Origin of the sequence: Azospirillum aestuarii (genome assembly GCF_016632405.1) — a bacterium.
GTDB lineage: Bacteria > Pseudomonadota > Alphaproteobacteria > Azospirillales > Azospirillaceae > Azospirillum > Azospirillum aestuarii.
On record NZ_JAEPIV010000012.1, the window covers coordinates 67,770 to 82,575 of the forward strand.

A 14,806-nucleotide genomic window follows, 5' to 3' on the forward strand; every position below is an offset into this window, starting at 1 on the left:
CGACGATGAATTTCGAGGAACATGCCGGAAAATCCGTTCTCGCCCGTGCCGGGGTGAGCGTTCCGCAGGGGCGCCTGTGCGCCAGCGCGCAGGAGGCGGAGGAAGCCGCCCGCGCCATCGGGCCGGTGGTCGTCAAGGCGCAGGTGCCCACGGGCAAGCGCGGCAAGTCGGGCGGCGTCAAGCTGGCCGCCACGCCGGAAGAGGCCGCAGCATCCGCGCAAGCCATCCTGGGCATGGAGATCGGCGGCTTCCCGGTCGCCCGCGTCCTGGTCGAGGAACAGGCGGCCATCGCCCGCGAGTTCTACGCCGCGGTGCTGAACGACCCGGCCAGCCGCAGCCCGCTCGTGCTGTTCTCCACCGAGGGCGGCATGGACATCGAGGAGGTCGCGGCGACCCGGCCCGAATCCCTGCGCCGCATGGCGGTGGACATCCGCAAGGGCTTCGGCCCGGCGGACGCGCGCCGCCTGCTGCTGGGGCTGGACCTCGGCGAGGCCGCCGTGCCGGTGGCGGCGATGCTGGTCGATCTCTACCGCGTCTACCGCCAGCACGACGCCGAGCTTCTGGAGATCAACCCGCTGGCCCTGCTCGCCGACGGCCGCGTCGTGCCGCTGGACTGCAAGCTGACGGTGGACGATTCCGCCCTCTACCGGCAGGCCGACATCGCCGGGCTGGGTGCGAAGGAACCGTTGTCGGCGCTGGAGGAGCGCGGGCGGGCGCTCGACCTCAAATACATCGAGCTTGAGGGCAACGTCGGCGTCCTGGCGAACGGCGCCGGGCTGACCATGACGACGATGGACGTGGTCAGCCACGCCGGCGGACGCCCGTCCAACTTCCTGGAGATCGGCGGCGAGGCCTACACCAAGGGGACGGAGGCGCTGGACCTCGTGCTGTCCAACCCCGGCGTCAAAAGCCTCGTCGTCAACTTCTGCGGCGCCTTCGCCCGCACCGACGTGATGGCCGGCGGCGTGATCCAGGCCTGGAAGACGCTGAACCCCACCATCCCCGTCTTCTTCTCCATCCACGGCACCGGCGAGGACGAGGCCGTGCGCATGGTGCGGGAGGAGTTGGGGATCGAACCCTACGACCGGATGGAAGACGCCATCTCGGCAGCCGTGGAGGCCGCGCGATGATCGTACGCAAAAGCGACCGGGTCCTGGTGCAGGGCATTACCGGCAAGCAGGGCACCTTCTGGACCGAGCAGATGCAGGCCTACGGCACCAGCGTGGTCGGCGGCGTGAACCCGAAGAAGGCCGGGCAGAGCCATTGCGGCGTGCCCATCTTCGCCACCGCGAAGGAGGCCATGGCGAACGGCGGCTTCGACGTGTCGGTGATGTTCATCCCGCCCGCCGCCGCCAAGGCCGCCGCCATCGACGCCATCGAGGCCGGGGCGAAGACCGTCGTCTGCCTGACCGAGCACATCCCCGCCCACGACGTGATGGAGATGCACGCCGCGGCGGCGGAGCACGGCACTCGCATCATCGGGCCGAACACCGCCGGCATCGTGACGCCGGGCGAGGGCTTCGTCGGCATCATGCCGGCCTTCAATCCGCGCGTCTTCCAGCCGGGCCGGGTCGGCGTCATCTCGCGCAGCGGCAGCCTGGGCACGCTGGTCTGCCTGAACCTCGTGCGCGGCGGCCATGGCCAGTCGGCCTTTCTCGGCATCGGCGGCGACCCGATGATCGGCACGACGACCAAGGACGCGCTGGCCGCCCTGATCGACGATCCGGGAACCGACGCCATCGCGCTCGTCGGCGAGATCGGCGGCAGCATGGAGGAGGAAGCGGCGGAGCTGGTGGCGAAGACGGACAAGCCCGTCGTCTCCTTCATCGCCGGCCGCGCCTCCCCGCCGGGCAAGAAGATGGGCCATGCCGGGGCCATCGTGACCGGCGACCGCGGCAGCTACGCCTCCAAGCGCGGCGCGCTGGAACGCGCCGGGGCCGTCGTCGTCGATGTGCCCGGCGACCTGCCGGCGGCCCTCGACGCGCTGATGGCCGAGGCCGCGAAACGGTCGGGCGCGCAGCGGCTCGCGGACTGACCGCGCAGCCGCCTTTTTGAAGAACGACACGGCAGCACCGCCCCCTCTCCCGGCCCCCCGCCGGGAGAGAACGGGGGAGGCATTCCGGAAGGGAACGGAACAGGATGGCGAAGATCGACGACGTCGGCGGCCAGCGCGCACGCGGGTTCGCCTTCACCCAGGGCCGGGGGTTCCAGCGAAGCACCGGGCCGGCGGCGCCCGAGGACGCGCGCGGCTGGCTCGCCCGCTACCAGTCGCCGCGAGAGGACATCGACCCCTCGCCGACCGTCTCCAACACGGTCAAATACACCACCTGCTACATGTGCGCCTGCCGCTGCGGCATCAAAGTGCACATCAAGGACGGCCAGCTCCGCTTCATCGAAGGGAACAAGGACCATCCGGTGAACCACGGCGTGATCTGCGCCAAGGGGTCCGCCGGCATCATGACCCAGAACTCCCCGGCCAAGCTGCGCAAGCCCCTGCTGCGCACCGGGGAGCGCGGCACCGGCGAATTCCGCGAGATCGAGTGGGACGAGGCGCTGACCATCCTGACCGAGCGCCTGTCCAAGATCCGCGACAGCGACCCCAGCAAGCTCGCCTTCTTCACCGGGCGCGACCAGAGCCAGTCGCTGACCGGCTTCTGGGCGGCGCAGTTCGGCACGCCCAACTTCGCGGCGCATGGCGGCTTCTGCTCCGTCAACATGGCGGCGGCGGGCATGTACACGCTCGGCGGCAGCTTCTGGGAGTTCGGGGAGCCGGACTGGGACCACACCCGCTACCTTCTGCTGTTCGGGGTGGCCGAGGACCATGACAGCAACCCGATCAAGATCGGCCTGTCGAAGATGAAGGCGCGCGGCGCCAAGATCGTCTCCGTCAACCCGATCAAGACCGGCTATTCCGCCATCGCCGACGAATGGGTCGGCATCCGTCCGGGCAGCGACGGGCTGTTCGTCTTCGCCCTGATCCACGAGCTTCTGCGCGCCGACCGCATCGACGCCGAGTATCTCGTCCGTTACACCAACGCCCCCTGGCTGGTCATCCAAGACCCCGGCGCGCCGGACGACGGCCTGTTCGCCCGCGACGCCGACGGCGCCCCGCTGGCCTGGGACGCGGTGGAGCGGCGCGCCGTTCCGGCCACCGCGGCCGGCATCCGCCCGGCGCTGGTCGGCGCCGTCACCCTGCCCGACGGGCGGCGGGCCGTGCCCTCCTTCCATCTGCTGGCCGAGCGCTACCTCGACCCGCGGCACGCGCCGGAGGCGGTGGCCGAGCGCTGCGGCGTCCCCGCCGACACCATCCGCCGCATCGCCGCCGAGATGGCCCACCTCGCCTTCCAGGAGACGCTGACCATCGAGCAGCCCTGGACCGACTGGGCGGGGCGGCGCCACGAGCGGATGGTCGGGCGACCCATCGCCATGCACGCCATGCGCGGCATCTCCGCCCATTCCAACGGCTTCCACACCTGCCGGGCCATCCACATCCTGCAAATCCTGCTGGGCACCATCGACGTGCCGGGCGGCTGGCGCTACAAGTCGCCCTACCCCCGCCCCGCCCCGCCGGGTCCCAAGCCCGCCGGCAAGCGCGGCGAGACCGGCCCCGGCAAGGCCATCCACGGGATGCCGCTCGGCTACCCCATGGGGCCGGAGGACCTGCTGGTCGGCGAGGACGGGGAGCCGCTGCGCATCGACAAGGCCTTCAGCTGGGACGCGCCGCTGTCGGTGCACGGGCTGATGCACATGGTGGTCGCCAACGCCTGGGAGGGGGACCCGTACCGCGTCGACACGCTGTTCATGTACATGGCCAACATGGCCTGGAACTCGTCGATGAACACGTCCGAGACGATGCGGATGCTGTCCGACAAGGACCCGGACACCGGCGAGCACCGCATCCCCTTCATCGTCTATTGCGACGCCTACGCGTCGGAGATGGTGGCCTACGCCGACCTCGTGCTGGCCGACACCACCTATCTGGAGCGGTGGGACTGCATCTCCCTGCTCGACCGCCCGATCGGCAGCGCGCACGGCCCCGGCGATTCCATCCGCCAGCCGGTGCTGACCCCCGACCGCGACGTGCGGCCCTTCCAGGACGTGCTGATCGAGCTTGGCGCCCGTCTCGGCCTGCCCGCCTTCGTGCGGGAGGACGGCAGCCCGCGCTACCCCGGCGGCTATCCCGACTACATGACCAACCACCAGCGCAAGCCCGGCATCGGCCCGCTGGCCGGCTGGCGCGGCGCCGACGGGAAGGAGGCCGGCAAGGGTGCGCCCAACCCGGACCAGCTCGACCGCTACGTCCGCAACGGCTGCTTCTGGCACTTCGAGCTGCCGCCGGAGCAGCACTATTTCAAACACGCCAACCAGGCCTATCTGGAAACCGCCACCCGCATGGGCTTCCTCGACAAGCCGGAGCCGGTGATCCTCCAGCTCTACGTCGAGCCGCTCCAGAAATTCCGCCTCGCCGCGCGCGGGCACGGCGCGGTGGTGCCGCCCCCCGACAAGCGGCAGCGGGTGGAGACCTACTTCGACCCCCTGCCCTTCTGGTACCCGCCGCTGGAGGAGGAGGGGCTGGACGAGGGCGCCTTCCCGCTGCACGCCGTCACCCAGCGCCCGATGCCCATGTACCATTCCTGGGGATCGCAGAACGCCTGGCTGCGGCAGATCCTGGCGCGCAACAGCCTCTATATCGCCCGCCCGACGGCGGAGGCGCTCGGCCTCGCCGACGGTGACTGGGCCTGGGTGACCAGCCCGACCGGGCGCATCCGGGTGCCGGTCCGTCTGATGGACGGGGTGGAGGCCGGGACGGTGTGGACCTGGAACGCCATCGGCAAGCGCTCCGGCGCCTGGAACCTGTCCACCGACGCGCCGGAGGGGACCAAGGGCTTCCTGCTCAACCACCTGATCTCGGAGCTGCTGCCGGAGCGCGACGGCTACCGCCACGCCAACGCCGATCCGGTGACCGGACAGGCCGCCTGGTACGACCTGCGCGTCCGCGTCGAGAAGGCGCCGCCTAAGGAGCGGGCCGAGACAATGCCGCGCTTCCCCGCCCAGGTCATGCCGCCGGGCGTCGAGCCGCCGCCCGCCATCCTGCGCACCGGCGCAGCCTTCCGTCCCACGTCTCGGGGAGTCCGGTCATGACGAGCCTCCCGAACCGCGAGCCCGGCGCCCCCCGGCTGGGGCTGGTCATCGACCTCGACACCTGCGTCGGCTGCCACGCCTGCGCGGTCGCCTGCAAGCAGTGGAACGCCGGCGGCCACATGGCGCCGCTGACCGATTACGACGCCTACGGCGCCGGTCCGGACGGGGTGTGGTTCAACCGCATCCACAGCTTCGAGGCGGGCACCGGTGACAGCGGCTGCGGGTCGCGCACCACCAATTTCCCGCGCTCCTGCCTGCATTGCGAACAGCCGGCCTGCGTGACCGTCTGCCCGACCGGCGCCTCCTACAAGCGGGTCGAGGACGGCATCGTGCTGGTCAACGAGGATCTGTGCATCGGCTGCAAGCTGTGCTCCTGGGCCTGCCCCTACGGCGCGCGGGAGTTCGACCAGGACGTCGGCGTGATGAAGAAATGCACGCTGTGCATCGACCGCATCCACAACGAGACGATCGCGGAGGCGGAGCGGGTGCCGGCCTGCGTCATGGTCTGCCCGACCTCCGCCCGGCATTTCGGCGACCTCGCCGACCCGTCCTCTGCTGTGTCGAAGCTGGTGGCGGAGCGCGGCGGCTACGACCTGATGCCGGAGCTTGGTTACGAACCGACCAACAAGTATCTGCCGCCGCGGCCCCGGCCCACCCTGGCGCTGGACGAGCGCGTCACCAAGGACAGCGCCAACGACGACCTGCCGCTCCACGGCCTGCTGAAATGGGCCGACCGCATCCTGGCGCGCTGAGGGAGGGATTCCATGCATCCGGCCTTCTCCATCATCTTCTTCACCAGCGCCGCGGGCGCCGGCTACGGTCTGCTCGCCCTGCTCGGCCTGCTGGCGCCCTTCGGCCTGCTGCCGGCGAGCCCGCTGTTCGGCCTCGCCGCCCTCGCCCTCGCCCTGGGGCTGGTGGTGGCCGGGCTGCTCTCCTCGCTGGCCCATCTCGGCCGTCCGGAGCGGGCGTGGCGGGCGCTGTCGCAGTGGCGCAGTTCCTGGCTGTCGCGCGAAGGCGTGGCCGCGGTCGCCACCTTCCTGCCGGCGGGCGTCTTCGCCATCGCCTGGGTCGTCCTGGCGACCGGCGCTGACGGCGGCGGGAGCGGCGTGGCGGGGGTCGCCGGCTGGATCACCGCGGCGATGGCGGCGGTCACCGTCTATTGCACGGCGATGATCTACGCCTCGCTGAAGCCGATCCGCCAGTGGGCCAACCCCTGGGTGCCGCGCAGCTATCTGGCGCTGTCGCTGATGACCGGGGCGCTGCTGCTGAACGCGCTGCTCGGCGTGGCGGGGCAGGCGTCGGCTTGGTCTTCCCTGCTGGCACTGGCGTCGGTGGCGCTGGCCTGGGCGGCGAAGGAAGGGCATTGGCGGCATTGCGCCACCACTCGCCCCGTCAGCACGGCGGAGACGGCGACCGGGCTGGGCCATATCGGGCGGGTCCACCTGCTCGACGCCCCGCACAGCGAGGACAACTACCTGCTCAAGGAAATGGGCTTCCGCGTCGGGCGCCGCCACGCCGTCCGCCTGCGCCTCATCACCCGCCTCGCCGCCTTCGCCCTGCCGGCGGCGCTGAGCCTCGGCGCGCTGGTCGCCGGCCCCGGCGCCCTCTCCGGCACCCTGGCGCTGCTGGCCGCCGCCGCCGCCGCTCTGGGGGTAATCGCCGAGCGTTGGCTCTTCTTCGCCGAGGCGAAGCACACCGTGACCCTCTTCTACGGCGCCGGGGAAGCCTAAGCCCGCCGCTTTCACCCACAGCAGGAAAGGAGCAGAGATGCCGCACGCAGACCAGCCGCATGGCCACGCTGATCACGGCTCCGCCCTGGCCTTCCTCATGACCCGCGCCAAGGCGATGGATGCCCGGAGCCTCTACATCTGCGGCTCGCCCTCCCGCCCCCGCGTGGGCTTCCGCTCCGGCTCCGGCGTCGTCTACGAGCCGCTGTCCGCCGGCCTCGCCGGTCGCCTGGTCGACCGCTTCGCGGTGGACGGCCACGGCCTGAGCCACGGACTGCTCGTCTGGAGCGGGCGCCATTACCGCTGGTTCGCCATGCCGATGCCGGAGGGGGCCGACGGCTACGCCCCTCTGATCGCCGTGCACCGGCCCGCCATTTGTCCCGGCCCCGGCGAGCGGGCCATGCCGCGCGTGATCGCCGGCTGATCACCCCTGCCGCCCTCCCCCCTTCATTCCACACCACCCATCCATGAAACGAGGATGCGCACCATGAAAATGACCACCGAGGAAGCGTTCGTGAAGGTCCTTCAGATGCACGGCATCCGGCACGCCTTCGGGATCATCGGATCGGCCATGATGCCGGTCTCCGACCTCTTCCCCAAGGCCGGCATCCGGTTCTGGGACTGCGCGCACGAGACCAACGCCGCCCTGATCTGCGACGGCTACAGCCGCGTCACCGGGGAGATGGCCATGGCCATCGCCCAGAACGGACCCGGCGTGACCGGCTTCGTGACCTCCATCAAGACCGCCTACTGGAACCACACGCCGATGCTGCTGGTGACGCCGCAGGCCGCCAACAAGACCATCGGCCAGGGCGGTTTCCAGGAGGTCGAGCAGATGGCCATGTTCAGGGAGATGGTCTGCTATCAGGAGGAGGTGCGCGATCCCAGCCGCATGGCCGAGGTGCTGAACCGCGTCATCGAAAAGGCGTGGCGCGGCTGCGCCCCGGCGCAGATCAACGTGCCGCGCGATTACTGGACCCAGGTGATCGACGTCGAGCTGCCGCAGATCGTCCGGCTGGAACGCTCGGCCGGCGGACGGCAGGCCATCGCCGAGGCGGCCCGCCTGCTGTCGGAGGCGAAGTTCCCGGTCATCCTCAACGGCGCCGGGGTGGTGATCGGCGGGGCCATTCCGGACAGCATCGCGCTGGCGGAGCGGCTGGACGCGCCGGTCTGCTGCGGCTACCAGCACAACGACGCCTTCCCCGGCAGCCACCCGCTGTCGGTCGGGCCGCTCGGCTACAACGGCTCCAAGGCGGCGATGGAACTGATCGCCAAGGCTGACGTCGTGCTGGCGCTCGGCACGCGGCTCAACCCCTTCTCCACCCTGCCCGGCTACGGCATCGACTATTGGCCGAAGGGCGCGCAGATCATCCAGGTGGACATCAACCCCGACCGCATCGGCCTGACCAAGAAGGTGTCGGTCGGCATCTGCGGCGACGCCAAGCAGGTGGCCCAGCAGATCCTGGCGCAGCTCGCCCCCGGCGCCGGGGACGCGGGTCGGCTGGAGCGCCGCGCGCTGATCCACCAGACCAAGTCGGCGTGGCTTCAGCTCCTGTCCTCGCTCGACCATGAGGAGGACGATCCCGGAACGAGCTGGAACGCCGAGGCGCGCGAGCGCGAGTCCGACCGCATGTCGCCGCGTCAGGCGTGGCGGGCCATCCAGGCCGCCTTGCCGGCGGACGCCATCCTCTCCACCGACATCGGCAACAACTGCGCCATCGGCAACGCCTACCCCACCTTCGAGGAGGGACGGAAGTATCTGGCGCCGGGCATGTTCGGCCCCTGCGGCTACGGCTTCCCGTCGATCGTCGGCGCGAAGATCGGCTGCCCGAGCACGCCGGTGGTCGGCTTCGCCGGTGACGGCGCCTTCGGCATCTCGATGAACGAGATGTCCTCCATCGGGCGCGAGGGATGGCCGGCGGTCACCATGGTGATCTTCCGGAACTTCCAATGGGGGGCGGAGAAGCGGAACACGACGCTGTGGTACGACAACAACTTCGTCGGCACGGAGCTGAACCCCAAGCTCAGCTACGCCAAGGTGGCCGAGGGTTGCGGCCTCAAGGGCGTCACCGCGCGCACCCAGGATGAAGTGACCGCCGCCCTGCGCCAGGCGATCGAGGACCAGGGGCGCGGCATCACCACCTTCGTGGAGGTGATCCTGAACCAGGAGTTGGGCGAGCCCTTCCGCCGCGACGCCATGAAGAAGCCGGTCGCGGTCGCCGGCATCGACCCGTCGGACATGCGCCCGCAGCAGTCCTTGTAAGGTTGGGCGTAGCGCCGTTCACGCGGTGCTTCTTTGTCGAGAATTGTCGGGGGTCTTGCCCCCTCCCTAACCCTCCCCCGCTCACGCAGGGGAGGGAATTTTTTTGCCCCCTCCCCTGCGCAGCGGGGGAGGGTCGGGGTGGGGGCAAAGCCTCCGGAAATCGACGCCTTGGGGCATTCCGCGTTTCGACTTCGAAAGCCCTTATAGGTTGTTTAAAACCTGATACACTACAACCAAAAGACGCTTTCGATTTCGAAACCCTTCACTCCCCCAGCAGATCGTCGATGCGCATCCGCAGGTCCCGCAGCAGCTCCCGATGCTCCTTCTGCATCGCGTTGCTGACCGCGTCGATGGCCTTCAGCTCCTTCTCGATACGGTTGATCGAGCGGCCGAGCACGCGCATCGGCTCCGCCGTGCCCGGCGCCTTGGACGCCCGCGCCGCGCGCACCGACTGCACCGTCAGCCCGCCGGTGCGCGCCGACTGCCACAGCCGCCGCACCTCCCCTTCGTCGCCGACGAAGGCCAGCTCGACCAGGGCGGAACGGGACACCGCGTCGGGGTTCTCCCGGTACTCGCGGAGGATGTCGATGGGCAGGTCCAGCACCTTCAGCCGCTTCGACACCTCGGCCTCCGAACAGCCGAGCACCGCGGCGACCTCCGCCTGGGCGTAGCCGTGGCTGTCGATGAGCTGGCTCAGGCCGCGGGCCAGATCGATGGCGTCCAGGTCCACGCGCTGAACATTCTCGATCAGCGCGATCTCCTCTGCCTTGCCCTTGGTGATGATGGCGGCGATGGTCGGGCGGCCGAGCATCTGGTGGGCGCGCAGGCGGCGCTCCCCGGCCACGAGGCGGTAGACGCCCTTCTCCGCCGTCTCCTGCACCAGCACCGGCTGCTGAAGCCCGTGCCGCTCGATGGAAGCGGCCAGCGAGGCGAGCGCGGTCTCGTCGAAGACGGTGCGCGGCTGGTTGGGGTCGGTGCGGATGGCGGCGACGTCGGCCTCGATCAGCCGGGGCAGGGCACCGGTCAGCCCGAACAGCCGGTCGGTCTCCGGGGCCGGGGCGGTGCTCTTCGCTTGCAGGACCGTGGCGGCGGTCTGGCGGGTCAGCTTCTTAGGCGGCATCGGACGACTCCCGGATGCGTCCGGTGGCCTTCAGAAGGGCACCGGCGATGGCGGCGTAGCTTTCCACGCCCGGCGCGCCGATGTCGGCGTCGAGCGTGATGACGTTGGCTCCGGCGGCCTGCGCGTAGATGGTCGCGCGCGGCACCGGTGGGAAGACCCGGTAATCCTCGCCCCACAGCCGGCCGATGTCCTCCAGCGAGGAGCGGTCCTGCGTCTGGCGGGGGTTGAGCATGGTCGGCAGCACGCCCAGAATCCGCAGGTTCGGGTTCAGCCGCCGCTGGATCTTCGTCACGGTGTCCAGGAAGGCGTTGACTCCCAGGATGGCGTGCGGCTCCGCCTGGCAGGGGATCAGCACATAGTCCGCCGCGGTCAGCGCGTTGATGGTGACCGCCCCCAGGTTCGGCGCGCAGTCGATCAGGATGAAATCGTAATCGCCCCGCACCGCGTCCAGCATCTCCGCCATGGCGGTCTGGGCGTTGGTCAGGTTTCCGGGCAGCTCGGTGTCGGCGCTGGCGAGCGCGATGCTCGACGGCACGACGTCCAGCCCTTCGACGCTGGTCGGGCGGATGACCTCGGCCAGCTTCGCCTTGCCCATCAGCGCGTGGTAGAGCACCCTGCCCTGCTCGGTCAGCGCCACCACGTCGGTCTGCGGCACGCCGACATGCACCGTGGCGTTGCCCTGCGGATCGGCGTCCACCAGCAGCACGCGGTTGCCCGAACGGGCCAGCATGAAGGCGACGTTGATCGAGGTCGCCGTCTTGGCCGTGCCGCCTTTTTGCAGGCCGACGGCGATGGTCGTGCCGGCCCGCGGCGCCTCGGTCGCCGGCTGCTCCAGCGACAGCAGCAGCAGGCGGCCCAGCACATCGCGGGGCAGGGGTTCGCGCCCCGTCTCCCACTTGCTGAGCCGCTGCTTGTCGTAACGGCGGCCGGTCAGTTCGTTCACGAACGCGGCCATCTGCGTCTGGGTGAGGCCGCGCCTCTCGCGCAGCAGCTTCAAATCGTCGCCGGTCATTGCCCCCTCGTCGCCACATTTGCCGGAGTCGTCTGGGAAGCTATCAAGTCGTCCCAACCCCCGCAATGGGTGTCTACCCAAGCCCCCGGAACAGCCGGCACTGGCGGAACGGGGCCTCCCCGGTGCATAACTAGGCATGCGGGGCCGGCGGCGGCACCGGGGCTATGGGGTTGCACGAATGGCGGCGAACTGGTCGGTGCGGCAACTGGTGTGTCAGGCGCATGGCTGTGAACTGGCCGTGTCGTGGCGGACCGATGGACGCTGGACCTGGACCGTGTCGGTCGCCGGGGAACGCATCGCCGTTGGGATCGCGCAATCGCAGGAGGGCGCCCAGGACGCCGCCGCCAACGCGGCGGAGCGCCACGCCCGTGCGGACGGCATCATCCAATTGACCATGTTCTGACGGCCGACACCTGAAAACCCGCTCGACAGCGTCGAATTGGGCGTATTGCGCCGCAATATAACCGTCGATACGGGCGTAGCCCATACAATCCGCAGAAAAAGCGCTTAGCCACAGAGAATAATCCAGTGGGATTTTGCGCGAACCCATCAGGGTTTGTGTGATTTTCCCGTGCGTCTCCTATTGTTTGTGAACGATCGCAAAGACCGTAGGCCGCGCGTGATCTGCATAAGACCTTCCGCGGAGGTTCGACCTTTGACGATCCGACGGCTCTGGCCTCCGGCCAGGGATGCGGGACGGGCATTGATCGGCGCCCGACCCGGTTGCGCCCATTTGACCAACCACGCGAGAGGTTCGACGTGACTTCGCTGGGGAAACGCCAGATTCACACCGACGCATTTGGGGGCGATTGCCTGGACGCTTCACCGGCTGTCGAGATCGACCGTATGGACCGCGGCGGCTGGTACGCCGTCATGAACGGATTCGACGACGCCAACATCTTCCAGACCTGGGATTTCGGGCGCATTGCCCATCACAACCGCGACCTCAGCCATATCGTGCTGCGCCGGGACGGTCAACCGGTCGCCGCGGCGCAGCTGCTGGTCCGCCGGGTGCCGGGCATCGGCGGCATCGCGCTGGTCATGTGGGGACCGCTGTGGCGCCCCAAGGACCGTCAGGCCGATCCGGCCGCCTTCCTGGCCATCATGAAGGCGATGAAGGCCGAATACAGCGTCCGGCGCGGGCTGTTCCTGCGCGTCCTGCCGCGTGTCGAGGACGGGGCGGGGGAGGGTGCTGCGGCGCTGTCCGCCATGGAGGCGCTGGGGATGCGGCACAGCGACGCCAAGGCCCCCTACCGCACCTTCATCATGGACCTGACCCGCGACGAGGCGACGATCCACAAGGACCTGTCCCGCCACTGGCGCCGCGGCCTCGCCAAGGCCGAAGGGGCAGGGCTGGAGATCGTCGAGGGCTCCTCGCCGGAGATCCTCGACGCGATCGACGACCTGTTCATTCAGACGCAGCGCCGCAAGGGCTTCCGCGCCTTCGACAGCCGCACCCTGACGAAGGTTCACCGCGCCCTGCCGGACGGCATGAAGATGCACGCCGTGATGGCCTCCCACAACGGCGAGCCGGTGGCCGGCGTGGTGGTGTCGCTGCTCGGCGACACGGCGCTGATGCAGAATTCGGCCACCGCTGAGGCCGGACTGCCGCTGAACGCCGCCTTCCTCGTCCACTGGAAGGCCATGCAATGGGTGAAGGCCAGCGGCGGGAAGCGCTACGACCTGCACGGCGTCAACGCCCAGGCCAACCCCGGCGTCCACCTGTTCAAACGCGGCTTCGCCGGCAAGGGGGAGGAGGAGCGGGTCTTCATCGGGACCTTCGAGGCGCCCGGCCCGATGCTCAGCCGGCTTCTCGTCGAAGGCGGCCAGACGGTGCGCACGCTGGCCGCGACCTGCACCGCGCAGGCGAGCCAGATGATGGCGATGGCGATGAACAAGGGACCGGCCGAACGCGCCGACGCCACCACCCCCTCCAACCCGGCGTAAGCGCCGGACATGCGAAACGCCCGGTCCAGACAGTGGACCGGGCGTCGCATTTGCGCGTTACCGGGTAAGCGTCACTGGGTGCGTGCGATCACCGGCACGCCGTCCAGATCCTTTGGAAGATCGTCGGGGATGCCCGACGCGAAATTGACCGCGATGGCGTAGTCGTCGGACAGCTTCGTGACTTCGGCGCGGGTCATACCGGGGTACCCGCTGAGGATCGCCAGATAACGGTCACGGGCGGCTTCGGCAGCCTCTTTCGGCACGGGCATACGGACCTCCCTTTCGTCATAGGATGCCATAATCATTTATGGATTGTTGGCCCCATAAACAATACCCCGATGCGACCTTTTACCGCAAATCCGCCGCTCAGAGTCGTTGAGCGAGCCCGTGCAGGTCGCCGACCACCGTAACGTCGGGCGGGAAGGGGTTCGGAAGCCCTTCCGACACCACCCCGACGAAGCCCGTGCCGGCCTTGCGGGCGGCCTCCAACTCGGTCAGGGAATCGCCGATGGCGAGCGCCCGCGCCGGGTCGTGCCCACCCTCCGCGACGATGCGCGCGAAGACCTCCGCCTTGACATTGGGGGAGCCGGTGATGCTGCGGAAATGCCGCTCCAGCCCCTTGGCGCGCACGGTGCCCATCAGAACCTCGTGGGGCGTGCCCGAGACGAGGTGGCAGGGCGTGCCGTCCAGCCGGTCCAGCACCGTCTCCGCGCCGGCGATCAGCGCGCAATCGGGAACGCGCGGATCGACGATCTCGGCGTAGCGACGGGCCAGATCGTCGATCTCCGCCGGGCCAGGGTCACGCCCGAACATCTCGCGCTCCAGGATCGCCAGCATCTTGAACCGGCTGAGGCCGCCGTTGCGCCAGATCGTCTGGCGCATCCGCTCCTCCGTCGCCGCATCGTCGATGCCGTAGAGGATGGCGAAGCCGCCGTTCTTGGTGGGCACGGAGTCGATGATGACGCCGTCGAAATCGAAGATCACGACCTCCGGGTCCAGCCGGTCGGGTGTCTGAAGCATTGCGCCGTCTCGCATCGTTGTGGTGGCCCCGCACGGAACAAGGGCGGGTGCCGGAAAAGGCGTCGGGGGATCGTACAGGAAATCCCCCGTGCCTCAACGGTTTGGGCGGAAGAAAAGGCCATTCGGAAAAGCTGTCTCACAGTGTGGCGCAGGCCACAGCGGGGGAGGGCGGCGGGGCGTACTGTCCGGTCATCGAACAGGCCGGGCCCCGACGCAGACGGAACCGGCAGCCAACTCCCCCAGACACCGGAAGGAAACCAAACCATGCGCCGCACCACCCTGATCGCCGCCGCCGTCCTGCTCTGCTCCGCCCCGGCCTTCGCCGGCGACCTGATGACCGGCGGCATCCCGCTCGGCAACGCCAGCAACCTGGGCGTCATCTCCAACACCGCCGCGGGCATCCAGAACAAGGCGCAACAGCAGGTGATGGGCGTGCAGGCCGGTGGCGGTCTGGCCGGCCCCTTCGGCACCGCATCCAACCTGGGCAACGTCTCCAACCTCGCCGCCGGGGTCGGCAACAAGGCCAAGCAGCAGGTCTTCGGCGTCCAGACGGGCGGGATGGGCGGCGGGGTGAA

General features: G+C 69.5%; 13 protein-coding genes and 1 pseudogene. 10 read left to right on the plus strand and 4 right to left on the minus strand.

What is annotated here, in order from left to right; translation table 11 throughout:
• The first annotated feature begins 5 nt into the window (after window positions 1–5).
• From sucC to xsc, 7 genes are all read left to right on the plus strand, one after another.
• Window positions 6–1,130 (plus strand): ADP-forming succinate--CoA ligase subunit beta, encoded by a 1,125-nt coding sequence (gene sucC, locus JJL56_RS19860; RefSeq protein WP_200486051.1) that lies wholly within the window; start codon window positions 6–8, stop codon window positions 1,128–1,130.
• Entirely contained in the window at window positions 1,127–2,035 is a 909-nt protein-coding gene (locus JJL56_RS19865) for a succinate--CoA ligase subunit alpha (RefSeq protein WP_200486052.1), read from the plus strand. The genes sucC and JJL56_RS19865 overlap by 4 nt, the downstream gene beginning before the upstream one ends.
• 104 nt (window positions 2,036–2,139) lie before the next feature.
• Window positions 2,140–5,142 carry a molybdopterin oxidoreductase family protein gene (locus tag JJL56_RS19870; RefSeq protein WP_200486053.1) on the plus strand — a complete coding sequence of 1,001 codons (3,003 nt, stop codon included), beginning with the start codon at window positions 2,140–2,142 and terminating at the stop codon, window positions 5,140–5,142.
• Window positions 5,139–5,894: a 4Fe-4S dicluster domain-containing protein gene (locus tag JJL56_RS19875; protein WP_200486054.1), complete on the plus strand. Its 756-nt coding sequence runs from the start codon at window positions 5,139–5,141 to the stop codon at window positions 5,892–5,894. The genes JJL56_RS19870 and JJL56_RS19875 overlap by 4 nt, the downstream gene beginning before the upstream one ends.
• A 12-nt stretch (window positions 5,895–5,906) precedes the next feature.
• The gene (locus tag JJL56_RS19880) at window positions 5,907–6,872 is read left to right on the plus strand and encodes a dimethyl sulfoxide reductase anchor subunit family protein (protein ID WP_145626255.1); all 966 of its coding nucleotides are present in this window, start codon (window positions 5,907–5,909) and stop codon (window positions 6,870–6,872) included.
• Window positions 6,873–6,909: 37 nt separating this feature from the next.
• Window positions 6,910–7,293 (plus strand): hypothetical protein, encoded by a 384-nt coding sequence (locus JJL56_RS19885; RefSeq protein WP_200486055.1) that lies wholly within the window; start codon window positions 6,910–6,912, stop codon window positions 7,291–7,293.
• A gap of 63 nt (window positions 7,294–7,356) precedes the next feature.
• Window positions 7,357–9,132, plus strand: a complete 1,776-nt coding sequence (xsc, locus tag JJL56_RS19890; RefSeq protein ID WP_200486056.1) for a sulfoacetaldehyde acetyltransferase — start codon at window positions 7,357–7,359, stop codon at window positions 9,130–9,132.
• A gap of 262 nt (window positions 9,133–9,394) precedes the next feature.
• Here xsc and JJL56_RS19895 read toward each other — a convergent pair whose 3' ends face one another.
• A complete protein-coding gene (locus tag JJL56_RS19895) occupies window positions 9,395–10,252 on the minus strand; it encodes a ParB/RepB/Spo0J family partition protein (protein ID WP_145626258.1) in 858 nt (285 codons plus the stop codon).
• Window positions 10,242–11,264 (minus strand): AAA family ATPase, encoded by a 1,023-nt coding sequence (locus JJL56_RS19900; RefSeq protein ID WP_145626259.1) that lies wholly within the window; start codon window positions 11,262–11,264, stop codon window positions 10,242–10,244. Before JJL56_RS19900 ends, JJL56_RS19895 begins: the two co-directional genes overlap by 11 nt.
• A 178-nt stretch (window positions 11,265–11,442) precedes the next feature.
• Between JJL56_RS19900 and JJL56_RS19905 the strand changes: the two genes are divergently transcribed.
• Together JJL56_RS19905 and JJL56_RS19910 are read left to right on the plus strand one after the other, a co-directional pair.
• The gene (locus JJL56_RS19905) at window positions 11,443–11,667 is read left to right on the plus strand and encodes a hypothetical protein (RefSeq protein WP_014200230.1); all 225 of its coding nucleotides are present in this window, start codon (window positions 11,443–11,445) and stop codon (window positions 11,665–11,667) included.
• 356 nt (window positions 11,668–12,023) lie between these two features.
• Window positions 12,024–13,211, plus strand: a complete 1,188-nt coding sequence (locus JJL56_RS19910) for a peptidoglycan bridge formation glycyltransferase FemA/FemB family protein (protein WP_200486057.1) — start codon at window positions 12,024–12,026, stop codon at window positions 13,209–13,211.
• 71 nt (window positions 13,212–13,282) lie between these two features.
• Here JJL56_RS19910 and JJL56_RS19915 read toward each other — a convergent pair whose 3' ends face one another.
• Window positions 13,283–13,480 carry a hypothetical protein gene (locus tag JJL56_RS19915; protein ID WP_035683083.1) on the minus strand — a complete coding sequence of 66 codons (198 nt, stop codon included), beginning with the start codon at window positions 13,478–13,480 and terminating at the stop codon, window positions 13,283–13,285.
• A 97-nt stretch (window positions 13,481–13,577) separates the two neighbouring features.
• On the minus strand, window positions 13,578–14,231 hold the full coding sequence (locus JJL56_RS19920) for an HAD family hydrolase (protein WP_145626261.1): 654 nt from the start codon (window positions 14,229–14,231) through the stop codon (window positions 13,578–13,580).
• Between the two features lie 264 nt (window positions 14,232–14,495).
• On the opposite strand from JJL56_RS19920, the pseudogene JJL56_RS19925 reads away from it, so the two are divergent.
• Window positions 14,496–14,806, plus strand: a pseudogene (locus JJL56_RS19925) (hypothetical protein); the annotation flags it as partial.